The 16,319-nt window shown below is 74.0% G+C and carries 16 protein-coding genes and 1 pseudogene; 10 read left to right on the forward strand and 7 right to left on the reverse strand.

Features of this window, described 5'->3' with window-relative positions; all coding sequences use genetic code 11:
* The 4 genes from AOK18_RS14965 to AOK18_RS14980 all read left to right on the forward strand — a co-directional run.
* The coding region (locus AOK18_RS14965; protein ID WP_055694675.1) for a substrate-binding domain-containing protein at window positions 1–181 on the forward strand (181 nt) is incomplete at its 5' end.
* A gap of 104 nt (window positions 182–285) precedes the next feature.
* Complete coding sequence (locus AOK18_RS14970; protein ID WP_055694676.1) at window positions 286–1,587, forward strand: alpha/beta fold hydrolase; 1,302 nt, start codon at window positions 286–288, stop codon at window positions 1,585–1,587.
* A gap of 92 nt (window positions 1,588–1,679) precedes the next feature.
* On the forward strand, window positions 1,680–2,423 hold the full coding sequence (locus tag AOK18_RS14975) for a PIG-L deacetylase family protein (RefSeq protein ID WP_055694677.1): 744 nt from the start codon (window positions 1,680–1,682) through the stop codon (window positions 2,421–2,423).
* A 61-nt stretch (window positions 2,424–2,484) separates the two neighbouring features.
* On the forward strand, window positions 2,485–3,315 hold the full coding sequence (locus tag AOK18_RS14980) for a pentapeptide repeat-containing protein (RefSeq protein ID WP_055694678.1): 831 nt from the start codon (window positions 2,485–2,487) through the stop codon (window positions 3,313–3,315).
* 347 nt (window positions 3,316–3,662) lie between these two features.
* On the opposite strand, the gene AOK18_RS14985 is transcribed toward AOK18_RS14980, so the two are convergent.
* Window positions 3,663–5,141: a cytochrome P450 gene (locus tag AOK18_RS14985; RefSeq protein ID WP_055573598.1), complete on the reverse strand. Its 1,479-nt coding sequence runs from the start codon at window positions 5,139–5,141 to the stop codon at window positions 3,663–3,665.
* A gap of 128 nt (window positions 5,142–5,269) precedes the next feature.
* Here AOK18_RS14985 and AOK18_RS14990 point away from each other — a divergent pair, with 128 nt between their 5' ends.
* Both AOK18_RS14990 and AOK18_RS14995 read left to right on the forward strand, forming a co-directional pair.
* Window positions 5,270–5,878: a TetR/AcrR family transcriptional regulator gene (locus AOK18_RS14990; protein WP_055573597.1), complete on the forward strand. Its 609-nt coding sequence runs from the start codon at window positions 5,270–5,272 to the stop codon at window positions 5,876–5,878.
* 88 nt (window positions 5,879–5,966) lie between these two features.
* Window positions 5,967–6,695: a DUF2470 domain-containing protein gene (locus tag AOK18_RS14995; protein ID WP_055573596.1), complete on the forward strand. Its 729-nt coding sequence runs from the start codon at window positions 5,967–5,969 to the stop codon at window positions 6,693–6,695.
* 32 nt (window positions 6,696–6,727) lie between these two features.
* On the opposite strand, the gene AOK18_RS15000 is transcribed toward AOK18_RS14995, so the two are convergent.
* From AOK18_RS15000 to AOK18_RS15010, 3 genes are all read right to left on the reverse strand, one after another.
* Window positions 6,728–7,783, reverse strand: a complete 1,056-nt coding sequence (locus AOK18_RS15000; RefSeq protein WP_055694679.1) for a hypothetical protein — start codon at window positions 7,781–7,783, stop codon at window positions 6,728–6,730.
* Window positions 7,784–7,838: 55 nt separating this feature from the next.
* On the reverse strand, window positions 7,839–9,092 hold the full coding sequence (locus tag AOK18_RS15005; protein WP_055694680.1) for an aromatic acid exporter family protein: 1,254 nt from the start codon (window positions 9,090–9,092) through the stop codon (window positions 7,839–7,841).
* Between the two features lie 134 nt (window positions 9,093–9,226).
* Window positions 9,227–9,721 carry an FBP domain-containing protein gene (locus tag AOK18_RS15010; RefSeq protein WP_055573301.1) on the reverse strand — a complete coding sequence of 165 codons (495 nt, stop codon included), beginning with the start codon at window positions 9,719–9,721 and terminating at the stop codon, window positions 9,227–9,229.
* A 232-nt stretch (window positions 9,722–9,953) separates the two neighbouring features.
* Here AOK18_RS15010 and AOK18_RS15015 point away from each other — a divergent pair, with 232 nt between their 5' ends.
* The 3 genes from AOK18_RS15015 to AOK18_RS15025 all read left to right on the forward strand — a co-directional run bounded on the left by AOK18_RS15015 (window position 9,954) and on the right by AOK18_RS15025 (window position 12,258).
* Entirely contained in the window at window positions 9,954–11,243 is a 1,290-nt protein-coding gene (locus AOK18_RS15015) for an ROK family transcriptional regulator (protein WP_055694681.1), read from the forward strand.
* An 82-nt stretch (window positions 11,244–11,325) separates the two neighbouring features.
* Entirely contained in the window at window positions 11,326–11,598 is a 273-nt protein-coding gene (locus AOK18_RS15020) for a hypothetical protein (protein ID WP_055573299.1), read from the forward strand.
* A 420-nt stretch (window positions 11,599–12,018) separates the two neighbouring features.
* On the forward strand, window positions 12,019–12,258 hold the full coding sequence (locus tag AOK18_RS15025; RefSeq protein ID WP_055573298.1) for a hypothetical protein: 240 nt from the start codon (window positions 12,019–12,021) through the stop codon (window positions 12,256–12,258).
* 205 nt (window positions 12,259–12,463) lie between these two features.
* On the opposite strand, the pseudogene AOK18_RS15030 reads toward AOK18_RS15025, so the two are convergent.
* The 3 genes and pseudogenes from AOK18_RS15030 to AOK18_RS15040 form a co-directional block, all read right to left on the reverse strand.
* Window positions 12,464–13,006, reverse strand: a pseudogene (locus AOK18_RS15030) (VanZ family protein); the annotation flags it as partial.
* 109 nt (window positions 13,007–13,115) lie between these two features.
* Entirely contained in the window at window positions 13,116–13,778 is a 663-nt protein-coding gene (locus tag AOK18_RS15035; RefSeq protein WP_055573297.1) for a DUF4230 domain-containing protein, read from the reverse strand.
* A gap of 328 nt (window positions 13,779–14,106) precedes the next feature.
* Window positions 14,107–14,490, reverse strand: a complete 384-nt coding sequence (locus AOK18_RS15040) for an anti-sigma factor antagonist (protein ID WP_055694682.1) — start codon at window positions 14,488–14,490, stop codon at window positions 14,107–14,109.
* A 428-nt stretch (window positions 14,491–14,918) separates the two neighbouring features.
* On the opposite strand from AOK18_RS15040, the gene AOK18_RS15045 reads away from it, so the two are divergent.
* Window positions 14,919–16,319 (forward strand): ATP-binding protein (locus AOK18_RS15045; RefSeq protein WP_055694683.1); only part of this gene is annotated, 1,401 nt, incomplete at its 3' end.

Below are 16,319 nucleotides of genomic sequence, written 5' to 3' on the forward strand. Positions count from 1 at the left end.
GTTCGCCGCCGCGGCGGCCGTCCCCCTCACCTCCGTACGCCAGCCCGCCGTCACGATGGGCGCACTGGCGGCGGAACTGCTGCTCGAGGAGACGGAGGCCGGGACCACGCCCCACGAACACCGCAGGGTCGTGCTGCGCCCGGAACTCGTCGTCCGGCGCTCCAGCCTGGCGGCCCGCTGACCGGCGGATCCCGGACACAGGCCGTGATCCCGGGGCCGGGCGCCGGACGGCCGTGTGCTGAACTGGGTCGCGGTCCGACCGTCCGTTCGTCCCGGGAGCCCTCCTTGTCCCTCAGCTACCGCCAGCCCGGCGTGGTCCTCACCGACCGCCGCTTCACCGTCCCCCTCGACCACGACGCGCCCTCGGGAGAGACGATCGAGCTGTACGCACGGGAGGTCGTCGCCGGAGACCTGGTGGACCGGGAACTGCCCTGGCTGCTGTACCTCCAGGGCGGCCCCGGATTCGGGGCGAACCGGTTCGTCGGGAAGCCGTCCTGGCTCGGCCGGGCCCTGAAGGAGTACCGCGTCCTGCTGCTCGACCAGCGCGGCACCGGCAGCTCCACCCCCGCCAACCGGCAGACGCTCCCGCTGCGCGGCGGCCCCGCCGAGCAGGCCGACTACCTGGCCCACTTCCGCGCCGACGCGATCGTCCGCGACTGCGAGGCGATCCGCCCGCGGGTCACCGGCGGCGCCCCCTGGACCGTCCTCGGCCAGAGCTTCGGCGGATTCTGCACCGTCGCCTACCTCTCCACCGCGCCCGAGGGCCTCGACACCGCCGTGATCACGGGCGGCCTGCCCTCCCTGGACGCCCACGCCGACGACGTCTACCGGGCCGCCTACCCGCGCATCGAGCGCAAGGTCGCCGCCCACTACGCCCGCTACCCGCAGGACGTCGAACGCGCCCGCCGCATCGCCGGGCACCTCCTCGAGCACGAGGTCGTCCTCCCGAACGGCTACCGGTTCACCGTGGAGGCGTTCCAGTCCCTGGGCCGTGTGCTGGGCACCGGCGACGGCAGCCACCAGCTGCACCACCTCCTGGAGGACGCCTTCGTCCCCACCCCGGCGGGCCCGGCGCTCTCCGACGCGTTCCAGGAGCAGGTCCAGGCCCTGCTCTCGTACGCGGGCCACCCCCTGTACGCCCTCATCCACGAGCCGATCTACGGCCAGGACGCCCGGCCCACCGCCTGGTCGGCCGAACGGGTGCGGGCCGAGTTCCCGCGGTTCGACGCGGCGAAGGCCCTCGCGGGCGACGGACCGCTGCTGTTCACCGGGGAGTCCGTGCACCCCTGGATGTTCGACTGCGACCCCGCGCTGCGCCCGCTGCGCGAGACCGCCGACCTGCTCGCCGCCCGCACCGACTGGACCCCCCTGTACGACCCGGCCCGCCTCGCCGCCAACGAGGTCCCGGCCGTGGCCGCCGTCTACCACGACGACATGTACGTCGACACGGACCACTCGCTGCGCACCGCCCGGGCGATCCGCGGCCTGCGCACCTGGGTCACCGACGAGTTCGAGCACGACGGCGTCCGCGCGGGCGGCCCCCGCGTCCTGGACCGGCTGCTGGCGATGGCCCGCGACGAAGTGTGAGCCCCCGCGCCGTGTGTGCCGCGCGCCGTGTGCGGCACACACGCCGTGCCGCGTCCCGGGACGTCGCCGGGGGCGGCGGTTAGCCTGCGGACATGACCGAGGTGACACCCGCTCGACTCGCCCCCATGCCCGACGACTGGCAGCGCGCGCTGGCCGTCGTCGCCCATCCCGACGACCTGGAGTACGGCTGCTCGGCGGCGATCGCCTCCTGGACCGACGCCGGCCGCGAGGTCGCCTACGTGCTGGCGACCCGCGGCGAGGCGGGCATCGACACCCTGGCCCCCGCCGAGTGCGGTCCGCTCCGGGAACGGGAGCAACGGGCGAGCGCCGCCGTGGTCGGCGTGTCGACGGTGGAGTTCCTGGACCACCGGGACGGCGTCGTCGAGTACGGCACCGCCCTGCGCCGGGACATCGCCGCCGCCGTCCGCCGCCACCGCCCCGAGCTGGTGATCACCCTGAACCACCGCGACACCTGGGACGGCACCCTCTGGAACACCCCGGACCACGTGGCCGTCGGACGCGCGGTGCTCGACGCGGCCGGTGACGCCGGCAACCGGTGGATCTTCCCGGAACTGACCGGGCAGGGCCTCGAACCCTGGAACGGCGTCCGCTGGGTCGCGGTGGCGGGCTCCAGCGCCCCCACCCACGCCGTGGACGCGACGGACGGCCTGGACAGGGCGGTGCGCTCGCTGCTGGAGCACCGCGCCTACATCGAGGCGCTGACCGACCGGGACCCCGAGGAGTACGTGCGCGACTTCCTCACGGAGAACGCCCGGGAGACGGGCGAGCGGTTCGGCGGCCGGCCCGCGGTCGCCTTCGAGCTGTTCTCCCGGTGACGGCCGACGGCGGCACGGTCCGGCGTCCGGCGCCCGCCCCGCACTCCGTATCCTGAACCGCATGTCGGAACCGAGAACCGGCCGCTCCGGACTGAGCGGTGACTGCGCGCGCTGTTTCGGACTGTGCTGCGTCGCCCTGCCGTTCGCCGCCTCCACCGCCTTCGCGGTGGACAAGCCGGCCGGCCGGCCCTGCCGGAACCTGCGCGAGGACCACCGCTGCGGCATCCACGCACGGCTGAGGCAGGAGGGGTTCAGCGGCTGCACGGTGTACGACTGCTTCGGCGCCGGGCAGAAGGTCTCCCAGGTCACCTTCGGCGGAGAGGACTGGCGTGCCCTGCCACCGGAGCGGGCCCGCAGCATGTTCGACGTCTTCCCGGTCGTCCGGCAGCTGCACGAGCTGCTGTGGTACCTGACCGAGGCGCTCGCCCTGCCCGCGGCCCGCCCCCTGCACGCGGACCTGCGCCGTGTGCGGGAGACGACGGAGCGGCTCACCCGGGGCACCCCGCAGGACCTGGGGGAGCTGGACGTGGGCGCGCACCGGCAGGACGTCGACGCGCTGCTGCTGAAGGCCAGCGAACTGGCCCGGTCCGGGGCACGCGGGCGGCGGAAGGACCGCCGGGGCGCCGATCTCATGGGCGCCCGCCTCAGGGGGGCCGACCTGCGCGGAGTGAGTCTGCGCGGCGCCTACCTCATCGCGGCCGACCTCACCGGCGCCGACCTGCGGGGCGCGGACCTGATCGGCGCCGACCTGCGCGACACCGACCTGACGGACGCCGATCTCACCGGGGCGTTCTTCCTCACCCAGCCCCAGCTGAACGCGGCCCGGGGAAGCGCCGGCACCACCCTGCCGGGGACGCTCACCCGTCCCGTCCACTGGACGGCGGGAGCCTGACACCGGACCGGCGGATCCGGGTGACGCCGGGCCCGACGGCCGCCCCCGCCGGGCCGGGCGATCGCGCCACCCGGGCCGGGACGTCCTTCCCGCCCCGCAGGCGCCGGACGGGACGCCCGACGCCCGCAGGACGGGCCCCGTCCCACGGGCGGTGAGGACGGCGGCCCGGGCCGCGGGCGGGAGCCCGAACCGGACGGAGACCGGTCGCGCGCCGGGCGGGCCCGGCGGCCACCGCACCCGGGCCACGGTCTGCGGGAGGCCGCCAAGGGCCCCGAACGCGCCGGGCGCTCCGGACGCCCCGTGCTGACCGGGACGTCGGCCCGCCCCCGGCCGGCCGGCTCCAGGACCTAATCCGCCGAGGGCCCGGCCGGTGCCGGCGCCGGCGCCGGCCGCCGTTCCGGGCGGAGCCGCAGTCCCTCCGGCATCAGCGTCAGCCGCTCGGTCACCCGCAGCCGGTAACCGGGATCGGGCCGCAACTCGTAGCGGCGCAGCAGGAGCCCGAGCACCAGCGTCGCCTCGTGCAGCGCGAACTGCCGTCCGATGCAGGCCCGCGCCCCCGTGCCGAACGGCTTGTAGGTGTGCGGGGGACGGGACCGCACGGCCGGCGCGTCGAAACGGTCCGGGTCGAACCGCTCGGGGTCCGGGCCCCACACCGCGGGGTCCCGGTGCAGCATCGGCGTCAGCACCATCGTCCACGCCCCCCGCCGCATCGGGTGCTCCCCGGCCAGCACGGTGTCCGCACGGGCCTCCCGGGCGTAGGCGGGCGCGGTGGGCCACAGCCGCAGCGACTCGTCGAGCACCCGGCGCACGTACCGCAGCTTGGCCACCTGCTCGTAGCCCGGCGCGGCCGAGCCGCCCCAGACCCGGTCCACTTCGGCGCGGGCGCGGTCCGCGACCCCGGGGTTCAGGGAGAGGAAGTGCAGGGCGAAGGAGAGCGCGCCCGAAGTGGTCTCGTGACCCGCGATCAGGAAGGTGATGACCTGTCGGCGGACGTTCTCGGGCGACAACCGCTCACCGGAGTCGGGGTGCGCGGTGTCCAGCATCCGGTCGAGCAGGTCGCCCTCCCCGCCGCCGTCCGCACGCCGGATCCGGACCACCTCGTCGACGATCCGGTGGAGACGGCCGATGTCGGCGGCGTTGCGCCGGCCCGCCCTCCGCAGCAGGAGCGGGGCCAGCGGCGCGGGAACCGCGTTGAGCCGCTGCGCGTAATCGAGCGTGCCGATCATCGCGGTGACGAAGGGGTGCGGCCGGGACCGTTCGAACGACCCGAAGTCGTGCCCGAACCCGGTGCGCGCGATCGTCTCCAGCGTCAGCTTGGTCATGTCGCCGGGCACGTCCACCGCCCGGCCCGCCCCGGCCGCGCGGTCCCAGTGACCGGTCAGCCGCTCCGCCACGGCCAGCATCATCGTGTGGTAGCCCGCCATGGCCTCCCGGCTGAAGCCGGGGGCGAGCACGTCGTGGGCGAGCTGCCAGTTGGGCTCGTGGTTGTACGCGGTGAACAGGCCGTCGCCCGCGAGCTGCCGCAGATTGGCCACGCCCAGGCCCACGTGCTTGGCGAAGCGTGCCTCGTCGGCCAGATCGGCCGCCAGGTCCGCACCCGCCACCAGCACGAACTCCTTGCCGAAGGCGTTCCGCCGGAAGATCGGTCCCAGCCGGCGGGCGAGCCGCATCGAGTCCTGCACCGGGGTGTCCTTGCTCGAGCCGATGACGTCACCGGCGAGCGGGACCCGGTAGGGAGGGCGCGGGATGCGGTGGAGTTCGGGCCAGCCCTCCTGCGCACCGCGAAATCCCCTCGGCAGCACGGTCGGTGCCGTCGTCTCCGCCATGCGATCCCCTCCGGTCCGGCAAGCGACTGCGACGCGGTGCGTGCCCGCGGAACCCGTGTTGTACGCGGGTTCAATACGCCCGTCCAGTCTGTTCCGGTTGCTGAACCGGCGTCAAGTAAGGTGCGGGAATGGCCGCGAACGAGGGCGGGCGCGCGCGGCGCCGGCTCAGCACCGAGGAGCGTCGCGAGCAGCTCCTGTCGATCGGCGCGCGGCTGTTCTCGGAGAGTCCGTACGACGACGTGTGGATCGAGCGGGTGACCGGGATCGCCGGGGTCTCCCGGGGCCTGCTCTACCACTACTTCCCCACCAAGCGGGACTTCTTCGCGGCGGTGGTGCAGCGCGAGAGCGACCGGATGCTGCGGATGACCGCGGCGGTCCCCGGCGCTCCCGTGCGGGAGCAGCTGGCGTCGGGGCTCGACGCGTACCTGGGGTACGTGGCGGCGCACGCGCACGGTTACCGCGCCTTCCACCGTGCCGAGGCGGCGGGGGACCCGGCGGTGCGCCGGGTCTACCACCGGGCCCTGGCCGCGCAGGAGCGGCAGATCCTGGCGGCGCTGGCCGGGGACCCCGAGTTCGGTCCGGTGCTCGGGCGGCGACCGGACGCGCGCCTCGCCGTGCGCGGCTGGCTGGCCTTCACCACCGCGGTGTGCCTGGAGTGGCTGCGCGGTTCCGAGCTGAGCCGGGAACAGGTGCGCGACCTGTGCGCACGCGCCCTGCTCGGCGTCCTCGCGTCCTGAAGGACCGCACGAAGGTCACGTGATCCGCTTGGCGTACGCCTCGATCTTCGCTAAGTTAGGCAAGGCTTACCTAATAGGAGGTTCGAGGATGGGTGACGACACGCACGGCTGGACGGCCGGACCCGGCGCGGCGGAGCGGGCCCGCTCCGTCCTCGCCGCCGCATGGTCCTGCGCGGTGACCGCGGAGGGCTCGCGCGAGGAGTTCGTCGGCGCGCACGGTGTGGCCGACGACGGCCGCATCCTGCTGCGGGTGCCCGAGGACAGCGCGCTGCTCACCGCCGCGATCTGCGCGCCCCGCGGCGAGCCGTCCGCCGTACTGGAGTTCGCCGACGTCGCCCCCGTCCCGGTGCGGAAGCGGATCCGCGCCCGGCTGTGGCTCGCCGGCTGGTTCACCACCGGGGACGACCACCTCGCCTTCCGCCCGACGCGGGTGGTGCTGCGGCGGGAGTCCGGAGCCGTCGTCGTCGACCCGGACGAGTTCGCCGCGGCCCGGCCCGATCCGCTGGCCACCGCGGAGGCCCGGCTGCTCACCCACCTCGCCGACCGGCACGGCGACGCGGTCGAGCGGCTGACCCGGCTGGTCGAGCCGGCCGGCCTGCACGGCGCGGTCCGCGTCCAGCCGCTCGCCGTCGACCGGCACGGGCTCACCCTGCGCGTCGAACGCGTCCGCACGAGCGGCGACGTACGGCTGCCCTTCCACCGGCCCGCCGACGACCTCGGCCAGCTCACCGAGCGCATGCACGTCCTCCTCTCCCAGGCGAACGCGCTCACCTGCCCCCGCCCGCTGCAACGGCAACGCGCCGACGGCGACGGCTGACGGCGCCGCCCGCACGGCCCGACGCCCGGCGGCTACCAGTCCCCGTCCTCCACCGGCTTGCCCGGCGCGTCCCCGAGCTGCTTCACCTGGTGCGGCGACGGCGGCTGCCAGGGCTCGTGGTCGTCCCCGAGCCAGTCGCCGACCGGCTTCACCGACCGGAGCGGACCGGCCGGGCCGAGGTCCTGCGCGTCCTGGTCGTAGTAGTCGAACCAGGGCAGCCCCGCCCGGGTGTAGGCGGCCCGGTCCACCGGGGAGGGAGGCGGCGCCTCGCCCGTGATGCGCCGCCACTCGGGAGGCGTCACCAGGTGGACGAACACCCGCCCCGACGGCTCCTCGGCCCAGTCCGTCAGCGGCCGGTCGTCCCGGTAGACCTCCTGCCGCATGGAGCCGCCGACACCGAGACCCATCGCGGCGGCGGGCCGGGACGCGCCGCGGAGCCCCGCGGGGGCCGCGCCCGGCGCGGGCGGCGCGGCCATGGCGCCGTACCCCGTGGTGCGGGCCGGCGGCCGGGCGGCCAGTTCCGCCCGCTGCCGCTCCAGCCGCTCCCGCTCCGCCCGGCGCCACCGGGCCAGCGCGTCCGCGCCGAGCGGGAAGGACTGCAGCTGGACGCCGCCCCACACCTCCTCGCCGGTGACCTGGCCCTCCACCGTCGCGCCCAGCCCCAGCGGCACGGCCACGAACTGGCGGACCGTGCCCTCGCCGGAGTTGATGCCGTCCAGCCAGCGCTGCCGGGGCAGCACCACGTAGTTCTGCGGCGAGCGGGACAGCCGGCCGCTCCACGGGCGGCCCGAGACCGCGCACACCTTGCCGACCCCCACCTGCAGCGCGGCCGGCTCCTGCGTACCCGCGAAGCTCAGCCACAGCGCCTCCCGCAGATACACCGGCAGCATCACCCCGCCGCGCGCCCGCCAGGCCTCGGGCACCGAGTCCGCGTGGTCCGCGACCCGCCGCAGCGGGAACTCGCCCAGGCCCGGGGGCAGCGCGTGCGTGCCCGTCTCCGGCAGCCGCAGGGTGCGGATGAACCGCACCGCCGCCCCGCCCGGCAGCCGCAGGGTGTTCCCGTCGATCCGCACGTCGGTTCCGGTCATCCGCGCGCCCCCTTCGTGTGCTCGTGGCCGGCGGCGTGCCCGCCGCCGGTCTCCCTCACCGAGAACGCCCGGCGGGGCCCCGCCGGTTCCGGCGCAGCCGGCCGGGAACGCGCAGCCGGTCCCGGGTCCGCGTGATCCGGGGCATGCGCTCCCGCTGCTCGCGGGTGTGCCGGTCCAGTTCCTCCATCAGGCGCTGCGACCGGTGCTCGGTGTTCATCTCGTCCAGGATGCGGTCGGTCTCGGTCAGCAGCGCACCGTAGAGCTGCCACTGCCGGGCGTCCGCGCGCACCGTCTCCAGCAGCAGCCGGGCCAGCCGGTCGCGCGTGGTGGCGGCCTGCCGCAGTTCGGCGGTGAGCCGCTCCTCCGCGGACTCCGCGCTCTCACTGACGCTCGCGGTGACCAGCACCGCGAAGCTGACCACCGCGTCGGAGATCTCGGACAGCAGCTGCTCGACGAGGGCGCCCGCCGTGGGCGGGAACAGGGGCCCCGGCTCGCGTTCCTTCGCGAGGTCGGTGAAGGTGCGCGCCAGCACCCGCAGGACGACGGTGCAGATCTCCAGGGTGTCCAGCCCGGTGCGCAGCACGACCCGGTGCAGCAGGCCCTCGCGCACGCGCGGGTTGAGCCGCAGGCTGTCCTCCGCCTGCCGGAGATCCGCGTCCACCTCGGAGATGTCGTGATCGAGCCGGCGCGCCTCGTGCAGCCGCGCCGCTGCCTCGTGGTGGGCCGGCTGCCCCGACGCCTGTTCTCCCAGGCGGAGCATCAGCTGCCGCACCCGCCGGGCCAGCCCCTCGATCGACTCACCGGCCTCCTCCACCCACACCGGCGGGGCCAGGAGCAGATTGAACGAGAGGCCGACCACGGCACCGATCAGCGTCTCCAGGATGCGCGCCCAGGCCATGTCCCCGACCGAGGTCACACCGAGCACCAGCATCGCGCTGATCGCCACCTCGGGCACGAACTCGTGCACGCGCACGAGGCGCCCGACGAACAGCGAGGCCAGGATCACCAGCCCCAGACTCCACCAGGTCAGACCCACCAGGAGGCTGAAGAGGATGGCGACGACCACCCCGGTCACCACCGAGTTCACCCGGCGGAAGCCGGTGGTGAGCGTGGAGTACAGCGTGACCTGGACGACGAGCAGCGCCGTCAGCGGCGCGGTGAGCGGGGCGGCCTCCGGACTGAGCCGCAACGCGATGACGTACGAGACCGTCGCCGCGGCCGTCGAGCGGAGCATCTGCACGATCTCCGGATCACGGTGCCGTTTCACGAACTCTCTGACCTGCGCCGACCACTCACGTACCTCTTGCATCCTTCGACGGTTCCCGCTCACCGGAAGCGTCGAACGTCTTCGGGAGGTTCCGCAGTCGTGCGGGGGACACGGTGACACGGGGGACCTCCGGGAGAGGCCCGCACATCCGGGGGCCCGGCCGGGCCCCCGCGACGTCACACCTTGTCGAGGAAGGCGTACAGGTTGCCCAGGGTGCGGGCGACCTGCTCGTCGAGCGTGAGGGTCTCCTCGATCCGCATTCCCGACTCCGGCACCTTCCTGCCCCGCAGGTAGAGGGAGCACGCGAGGTCGGCGCACATGTAGGCGCCCACCGAATTGCCCTCGCGCCCGGCCGCACCCGCCCGGCGCGCGGTCATCAGGGAGACGCCCCCGCGCGGATGCGTCGTCAGGCACAGCGAGCACATGCTGCGCTGCAGCAGACCGCGCCGCGCGGGCTGGAACCGCAGGGCCACGCCGACCAGGCGGCCCCGGTCCGCCCGCTCGGCGACCAGATAGGTGCGGTCGGGAGCCCCCGGATCCCGCCAGCCCAGGAAGTCCAGATCCTCCCAGACCCGCTCCCCGAGGTCGCGGGGCACGAACAGGCGCTTGGCCTCGCCCTTCGAGCAATTGACGAAGGAGCCGCGTATGTCCTGGTCGGTGAGTGGTCTCATGGGGGTTCTCCGGGGTTCTTCCGTACGGCCTGCCGAAACCGGGAGGACCCGGGTTTCCGTCCCACCGTAGAGATCCCGGAGGAACCCGATCCAGCGGTTTTCCGGGCGGGACCGGACGGTCCGGGCGGACGGCTTTAGTTCACCACATTAACTAAGGGTGCGGGGAAGTCGCGCCGAGGGGGTTCACGGCGGTATGTTGCAGGCCGGGCAGGGGTTCGGGAGGAGCAGCCACATGGCGGGGCGGAACGGACGCACGGTACGCGACCTCAGACGGGCCAACCGCGGGGCCGTGCTGCAGCGGCTCTACTTCGACGGACCGCTCAGCCGCTTCGAGCTCGGCCCGGCGACCGGGCTCAGCTCCGGCTCGGTGAGCAACGTCGTCGCCGACCTGATCGGTGACGGACTCGTCGAGGAGGCCGGCAGCGTCGACTCCGACGGCGGCCGTCCGCGCACCCTGCTCCGGGTGACGCCGGCCAGCGGCCACATGATCGGCGTGGACGTCGGCGAGACCCGGGTCCGCGTCGAACTGTTCGACCTGACGCTCACCGAACTCGCCCGTGCCGAGCGCCCGCTGGAGCAGCAGCGTTACGAGGTCGGTGTCATCGTCGACCACATCCACGCCGGGATCACCGAGGTGCTCGCCACCGCCGGCCTGGCCCCCGAGCGGCTGCTCGGCGTCGGCATCGGCGTCCCCGGCATCGTCGAGCACACCCCCGACCGGGGCGCCGTCGTGCACGGGCAGACCATCGGGTGGGACGCCGTCGCACTGGAGTCCCTGCTGCGCAGCGGCTCGCCCCTGCCCGACGGAGTGCCCCGCTTCATCGACAACGGGGCCAGGACCCTCGGCCAGGCCGAGATGTGGTTCGGGGCGGGACGCGGCGCGCGCAACGCCCTCGTCGTGCTCTTCGGCTCCGGCGTCGGTGCCTGCCTCGTCACACCGGAGGCGGAGCACGGCCGCGCGGTCGAGTGGGGGCACCTGACCGTACGGGTGCGGGGACGGCGCTGCCGCTGCGGTGCGCTCGGCTGCCTGGAGGCCTATGCGGGAGCCGAGTCGCTGCTCGCCCGGTGGCGGGAGGAGGGCGGCCGGATCCCCCGGGGTGCCGACGAGGAGACGGCGCTGACCGCGATGCTCGCCGCCGCCTACCCTCCGGACGGCACCGCCGCCGACCCGGTCGCGCTCGCCGTGCTGGAGGAGACCGCCGAGTACCTGGGCGCCGGCCTGTCCGACCTGATCAACCTCTTCCAGCCGGAACGCATCCTCATGGGCGGCTGGGCCGGCCTCCAGCTCGGCGCCCGCTTCCTGCCCGCCGTCCGCAAGCACGCCCTGTCGTACGCGCTGCGCCATCCCGCCGAGAACGTGACGATCGAACTGGGCAGCCTCGGCCCCGACGCCGTCACGGTCGGCGCCGCGATCCTGCCGCTCGCCGACTTCTTCGCCCGCGGCGGACGGCGCCCCGACCCGGACCCGGAGTCGCCGCCGCCCGCCTGGCGCAGGGCCCTGCGGGAGCGGACGCCGCGCTGAGCGTTTCGCCGGATGCCGCGACGGTACCCGTGGGGCACGCGCGGGCAGGATGAGGAGAGCCCGCGGAAGAAGGGAGCGTGCCGTGACCGACCACCGCCACGAGGGACCGGGTGAGAACGGCCAGGGCATCCCCCGGGACCTGCCCGACCAGCAGGCGGGTGAGGGCGAGGACCCCTGGGAGGTGGCTCCGGGCGTGGGCGAGGACGCGGCCGGCGAGGAGTCCGGTCCGGACGCGGCCGCGGAGCGGCGGCCCGACGTCCCCGACACGGACGAGGCCGGGACCGGCCGGCGGGGCGCACCGCACTCGGCCTCCGCCGACCCGGAGCAGCCGGTGCCGGACGAGCCCACCGCGTAGCGCGCACGCCCACCGCGGACCCGGTACGACGGGCCGGGCCGCCGAGCGGGAGACTCCGCCCGGCGGCCCGGCCCGCGGCAGGAGAGGAGGAAGCCCCGACCGTGACGGGGGAATCACGGCCGGGGCGGCTCGGTGGTGGGCACGGAAGGCGGTCGCCCTTCGGCGAGGGATCCACAGGGCTTCAGCCGGACGATCGTCCCTGCGGGCGGAAGGGGAGGCCCGGGGGCGCTGTTCCCGCCGTACCCACGTCCCTTTCAACGGAGGGCGGCGGCGGTGTGTTCCGGATGTTGCGGCCGAATACTCCGGCTTTGCGGTGATACGCGTCACTCCGGCCCGAAGCCCTCGCGGGGCGGTCCGCCCTTTCTTCCGTCACCGGCACGCGACCCGCGCTTGCCCGATTTGCGTTCTACGCTCATATACATGACCGAAAGTGCGAGCCTGTACATCACCCATCCGCGGATCATGGTGCTCGGCGTGCAGCCCGGGACACCGCCGTTCCGGATCATGGAGATCGACGGAGAGGTGATCGGCGAGGCCAGGACCGTCACCGACGTGCTGCTGGCCGCCGCCGCGTTCGGGATCACCGTCCACGATCTCGACGACCCGGACGTGGTCCGCTGGGTCGGCGGGGACAAGCACACCTGGACCCCGCGAGGATAGGTGCCGGGGCGGCACGCCGGTCCTGCCCGGCGTGCCGCCCCGGTCATGCCTCCGCCCCGGTCTTCGTTCCGGAGGACTCCGCCCCGGCCCGGTCCCCGCCCTTGGCCCTGCCGCTCCACAGCCGGCCCCGTACCGTGCCCCTGCGCGGACTCCTCGGTTCGGGGACCGGCCGGGCCTCCGCCCGGGGCTCCGGTGCGGCCCCGGCCCTCGGCTTGCGCGCGTGCACGGCCCGGCTGAGCCGGCGCCCCAGCAGGAGGTATCCGATCAGCGCCCCGCTGGTGTTCAGGATGACGTCGTCGATGTCGAAGGCGCGACCGGTGATCAGCGCGCCCTGGGCGAACTCCACCATCAGCATCACGATCCCGGTCAGCAGCAGCACCTGCACGAATCCGCGGGTGCGCGGGGCCAGCACCGGGGCGAGGACGCCGAAGGGCACGCCCAGCAGGAGGTTGCCCCCGACCTGGCGGACGGCGTCGCGCAGCGCGGGCTGGTCCAGATAGGCCTGCAGGGAACGGCCGGGACGCAGATTGGTGTGGATCAGCGCCTCGGAGGCGGGGGAGGGCTGCAGCGTGACCCGGGCCAGCGCCACCGCGAAGACGACCATGAACGCGAAGGCGCAGAGCATCGCGAGCAGCCGGAGGGGCAGGGGGAGCGGACGCCGCTCGTTCCCGCCGCCCCCGCGTCCGGGCGGGACGCTGTCCGGCTTCCGGCGCCGCGCGAAGCGCGAACGTGAGGCTGTACGGGTCATTCCGTCCTCCGGCCGTCAACTGCTGTCATGAATGGGATGGGATGGGAGAGGGGGGGCCGGCCGCCCGGGGCGACGTCGTCACGCCGGAGCGGCGCGGACACCGCTGCCGTCAGCCGCCGTAGGAGACGTCCACCTTCGTGAACCCCAGGGAGCGCAGCAGGCCTTCGAGCATCCCCGTGGTGTTGCTCTCGGCGCGGCTGATCAGTTCGCTCTCCTTCGCCGCGGCTGCGATGTGGCGCACCGCGAGCTTCTGCACGGCCTGTTCGCTGTTGGGGTTGTCCGAGAAGAGGTCACCGAGACGGTCGAGCAGCCCGCGCTCCTTGGAGACGGCGTAGGAACGCTCGGGGTCGAGCGCCGGGGTGCCGAGGCGGGCGTGCGGCAGCCGCAGGGTCGCGGACGTACGGTCCTCGTCGACCCGCACGTCGTCCTTGCCGAGCTTTCCGAGGTCGACGTAGGCGTCGACGGTGCCCGCGCCCACGTACAGGGTGCGGCTGCCGCGGATGGCGTCGGGCAGGAACCTGGTGTCCTTCTCCAGGTCCACCACGACCTGGAAGTTGCCCGTCGCCGCGTCGTACCGGCTGATGTCCTGGATGGACTCCAGCAGCGCGGGGCCGGAGCGGTCACGGGTCTCCGTGCCGAACAGGTCCTTCAGGCCCGGCAGGACGCTCAGCCGGATCCCGGCGAAGAGCACGGCGAGCACCACCACCACCGCGGTGAGCACCTTCGCCCAGCCCGGCACGCGCCCCGGGAGGCGTCCGATGGGAGTCGTCATGGTGACAGCCCTCCTTCCTAGTGACCGCATGCCCACCACTTCGCCGAACAGACACGGGAGTTGAGCCCTGGAGAACACCACCGGGAGCATGCGGGGCGCACGGGCGCCGGACGTTCCGGAGGAGTCGTCGAAACGACGGACGAAAGGGGCACCGGACGGTGCCCGCGGTGTCCGGACGGCAGCGGCCCGGGGACGGGCGCCGGCGGCACGGGCCTTCCGGTCGCCATGACCGTTCGAGGAGCCGGCCCGTGCGGGACGGCGCCCTGTTCGGCGGCAGCGCCCCTTCCGGGGGCGGCCGGCGCGCCGCTGGCCGGACGACGGACGACCGTCACGCCGGGCCCGGGGCGGCCTCGGGCCGGTCCAGGACCGCGTCCAGGGTCGGCCGCGGGGGCAGCAGCCGGGCCAGGCCGGTGATCCGCAGCACCCGCAGGGTCGGCGCGTCGGCACACACCAGGTGCAGACTGCCGTGCTGCTCCAGGACCCGCCGCCGGGCGCGGTACAGCAGGCGCAGACCGGAGGCGTCCAGGAATTCGACCCGGGTCAGATCGATCACGACGCGGCACTCCGGGTCCGAGGTCGCCGCGTCCAGGTGCGGGACGACCTCCACCTCCGCGACGATGTCGATCTCGCCGCGTAAGTCCAGTACCGTGTGCCCCCGGTCCTGGCGGATGCGGAGAAACCGGGTCGGTGGTGCAGGTCGGTGCCGCGCCACGCCATCGCCTCCAGCTGCTTCGTCCGGGAACCGGCCCCCAACGCCGCCTCCCGCACTGCAAGTTACCCCCGGGTGCATGGATGCGGGCATGTTTGATCGTCATATGTCTTTGAATTGCGATCGAGTTCTTGCGGATCTGGTCGGTTCGTGCCGCGCGGTGCGGTCGCAGGCGGCCCGGAAATCCACTCGCACGTTCAACTACCCATATGGATCAAGCCACTTGTTCTCGCCATCTCTCCTCATGAGCGTGACGGAACCCTCACGTCCACCGCCTTCCGAACTTGATCCTTTTGCGGTCGGAACCGATAAGCTCCCTCCAGGCGCCGCGAGTTGAAGTGATCGCGCTGCACCGGTTCGTGATCCGCACCCATGAGTGCGGTCTCCTCGCACACCCCCCGTGTCTGATCGTGTCGCTTCGAAGGATGCAGATGGAACTCGCCCCTTTGCCACCGGCGGCGCGGCCCCCCGCCGCCCGGTACGGCTGGTGGCTGTTGCCCCTGGGCCTGGGCGGCGGGACGATCGCCGCCACGTTCATGAGTTCGGAGCGCCTCACGGTCGCCGTCGCCGGCGCCGCCGCCACCGCGGCCGGCACGTGGTGCGCAGGGCTGCTGCTCCGCACCCGTACCCGGCTGTTCCGGGCCGAGGAGGCCCTCCGTGCCGCACGGGACGAGCAGTCGCGGGAATCACTGCGACGGCGGGAGCAGGTGGCGGGCCTGGAGCGGGATCTCGCCGCCGAGCGCACGGCCCAGGAGGAACGCTCCGCCGAGCGGGACGCCGCGCACGAACGGCTCCTCGCCGAGCGGAACACCGCCCAGGAAAGGCGGCTCGCGGAGCAGGAGGAGGACTTCGAAGCGAGACTGGCCGCACTGACCGGGCGGCACGAGGCCCGGATCACCGAACAGGCCGAAGCCATGGAGGAGCGGCTGGCGCTTCAGCTCGCCGCGGTGACCCGGCTCGCCGACGAGCAGCTGCCCGAGGCGATCGAGCGCCTGCGTGCCGGTGACGCGATCGACGACCTGCTGCCGGACGTCCACCGGGGCGCCGGGGCCGGCGCCGAGCTCCAGGCCGAACTGCGCAAGGTGCTGCGGACCTCCCTGATGGCGCTCGAGGAGGAGTTCGACCGCTCCACCTCCGCCGAACAGGCCGTCATCAGCATCGGCAACCGCATCCACGTACTGACCAGCAAACTCCGCGGCCGGCTGCACGAGATGCAGGGGGAGCACGGCCGCCTCCCGGCCGTCGCCCGGGGCCTGATGGAACTCGACCAGGAGATCGGCCCCGCCGACTGCCTCGCCGCCAGCGTGGGTGTCCTCGGCGGTTCGGACCGGCCGGGCAGGCAGTGGCAGGAGCCGCAGCGGCTGCTGAGCGTGATGCGCGGCGGCATCGGCCGCATCAAGGACTTCCACCGCGTCCAGCTGCGCCGGCTGCCGGAACTCGGCGTCGACGGCGGACTGGTGGACCACCTCACGCTGATCTTCGCCCACCTGCTGGATAATGCGGCGCGCTACTCACCGCCCACCGAGCCCGTGGTGGTCTCCGGCAAGGAGGTCCCGAACGGTGTCGGCATCGAGATCCAGGACTCCGGCAAGGGCCTGAGCGAGGAGAAGAAGCGCGAGGCCGAGCACGCCCTCGCGGGCACCGCGCCCGGCGCGGGCATCGGAGGCATCACCGAGGACGCGAACATCGGCCTGCGGGTCGTCGGCGTCCTCGCCCGCCGCTACGGCATCCGCGTCACCTTCGCCGACTCGCCCTGGCTCGGCACCTCGGTGGTGGTCGTCGTACCGCACAAGTACTTCAGCCCGCTGCCCGCGGCCACCGGGGCCGCGGCG

The sequence above is a fragment of the Streptomyces prasinopilosus genome (genome assembly GCF_001419695.1).
Taxonomy (GTDB): domain Bacteria; phylum Actinomycetota; class Actinomycetes; order Streptomycetales; family Streptomycetaceae; genus Streptomyces; species Streptomyces prasinopilosus.

What these genes read in the sequence shown, in the direction of transcription:
- AOK18_RS15000 (WP_055694679.1), bottom strand. Translation starts at nt 7,783, where the DNA reads ATGACCGGAACCGACGTGCGGATCGACGGGAACACCCTGCGGCTGCCG.
- AOK18_RS14985 (WP_055573598.1), bottom strand. Translation starts at nt 5,141, where the DNA reads ATGGCGGAGACGACGGCACCGACCGTGCTGCCGAGGGGATTTCGCGGT.
- AOK18_RS14975 (WP_055694677.1), top strand. Translation starts at nt 1,680, where the DNA reads ATGACCGAGGTGACACCCGCTCGACTCGCCCCCATGCCCGACGACTGG.
- AOK18_RS15010 (WP_055573301.1), bottom strand. Translation starts at nt 9,721, where the DNA reads ATGAGACCACTCACCGACCAGGACATACGCGGCTCCTTCGTCAATTGC.
- AOK18_RS14995 (WP_055573596.1), top strand. Translation starts at nt 5,967, where the DNA reads ATGGGTGACGACACGCACGGCTGGACGGCCGGACCCGGCGCGGCGGAG.
- AOK18_RS15035 (WP_055573297.1), bottom strand. Translation starts at nt 13,778, where the DNA reads ATGACGACTCCCATCGGACGCCTCCCGGGGCGCGTGCCGGGCTGGGCG.
- AOK18_RS15025 (WP_055573298.1), top strand. Translation starts at nt 12,019, where the DNA reads ATGACCGAAAGTGCGAGCCTGTACATCACCCATCCGCGGATCATGGTG.
- AOK18_RS14980 (WP_055694678.1), top strand. Translation starts at nt 2,485, where the DNA reads ATGTCGGAACCGAGAACCGGCCGCTCCGGACTGAGCGGTGACTGCGCG.
- AOK18_RS15015 (WP_055694681.1), top strand. Translation starts at nt 9,954, where the DNA reads ATGGCGGGGCGGAACGGACGCACGGTACGCGACCTCAGACGGGCCAAC.
- AOK18_RS14990 (WP_055573597.1), top strand. Translation starts at nt 5,270, where the DNA reads ATGGCCGCGAACGAGGGCGGGCGCGCGCGGCGCCGGCTCAGCACCGAG.
- AOK18_RS15005 (WP_055694680.1), bottom strand. Translation starts at nt 9,092, where the DNA reads ATGCAAGAGGTACGTGAGTGGTCGGCGCAGGTCAGAGAGTTCGTGAAA.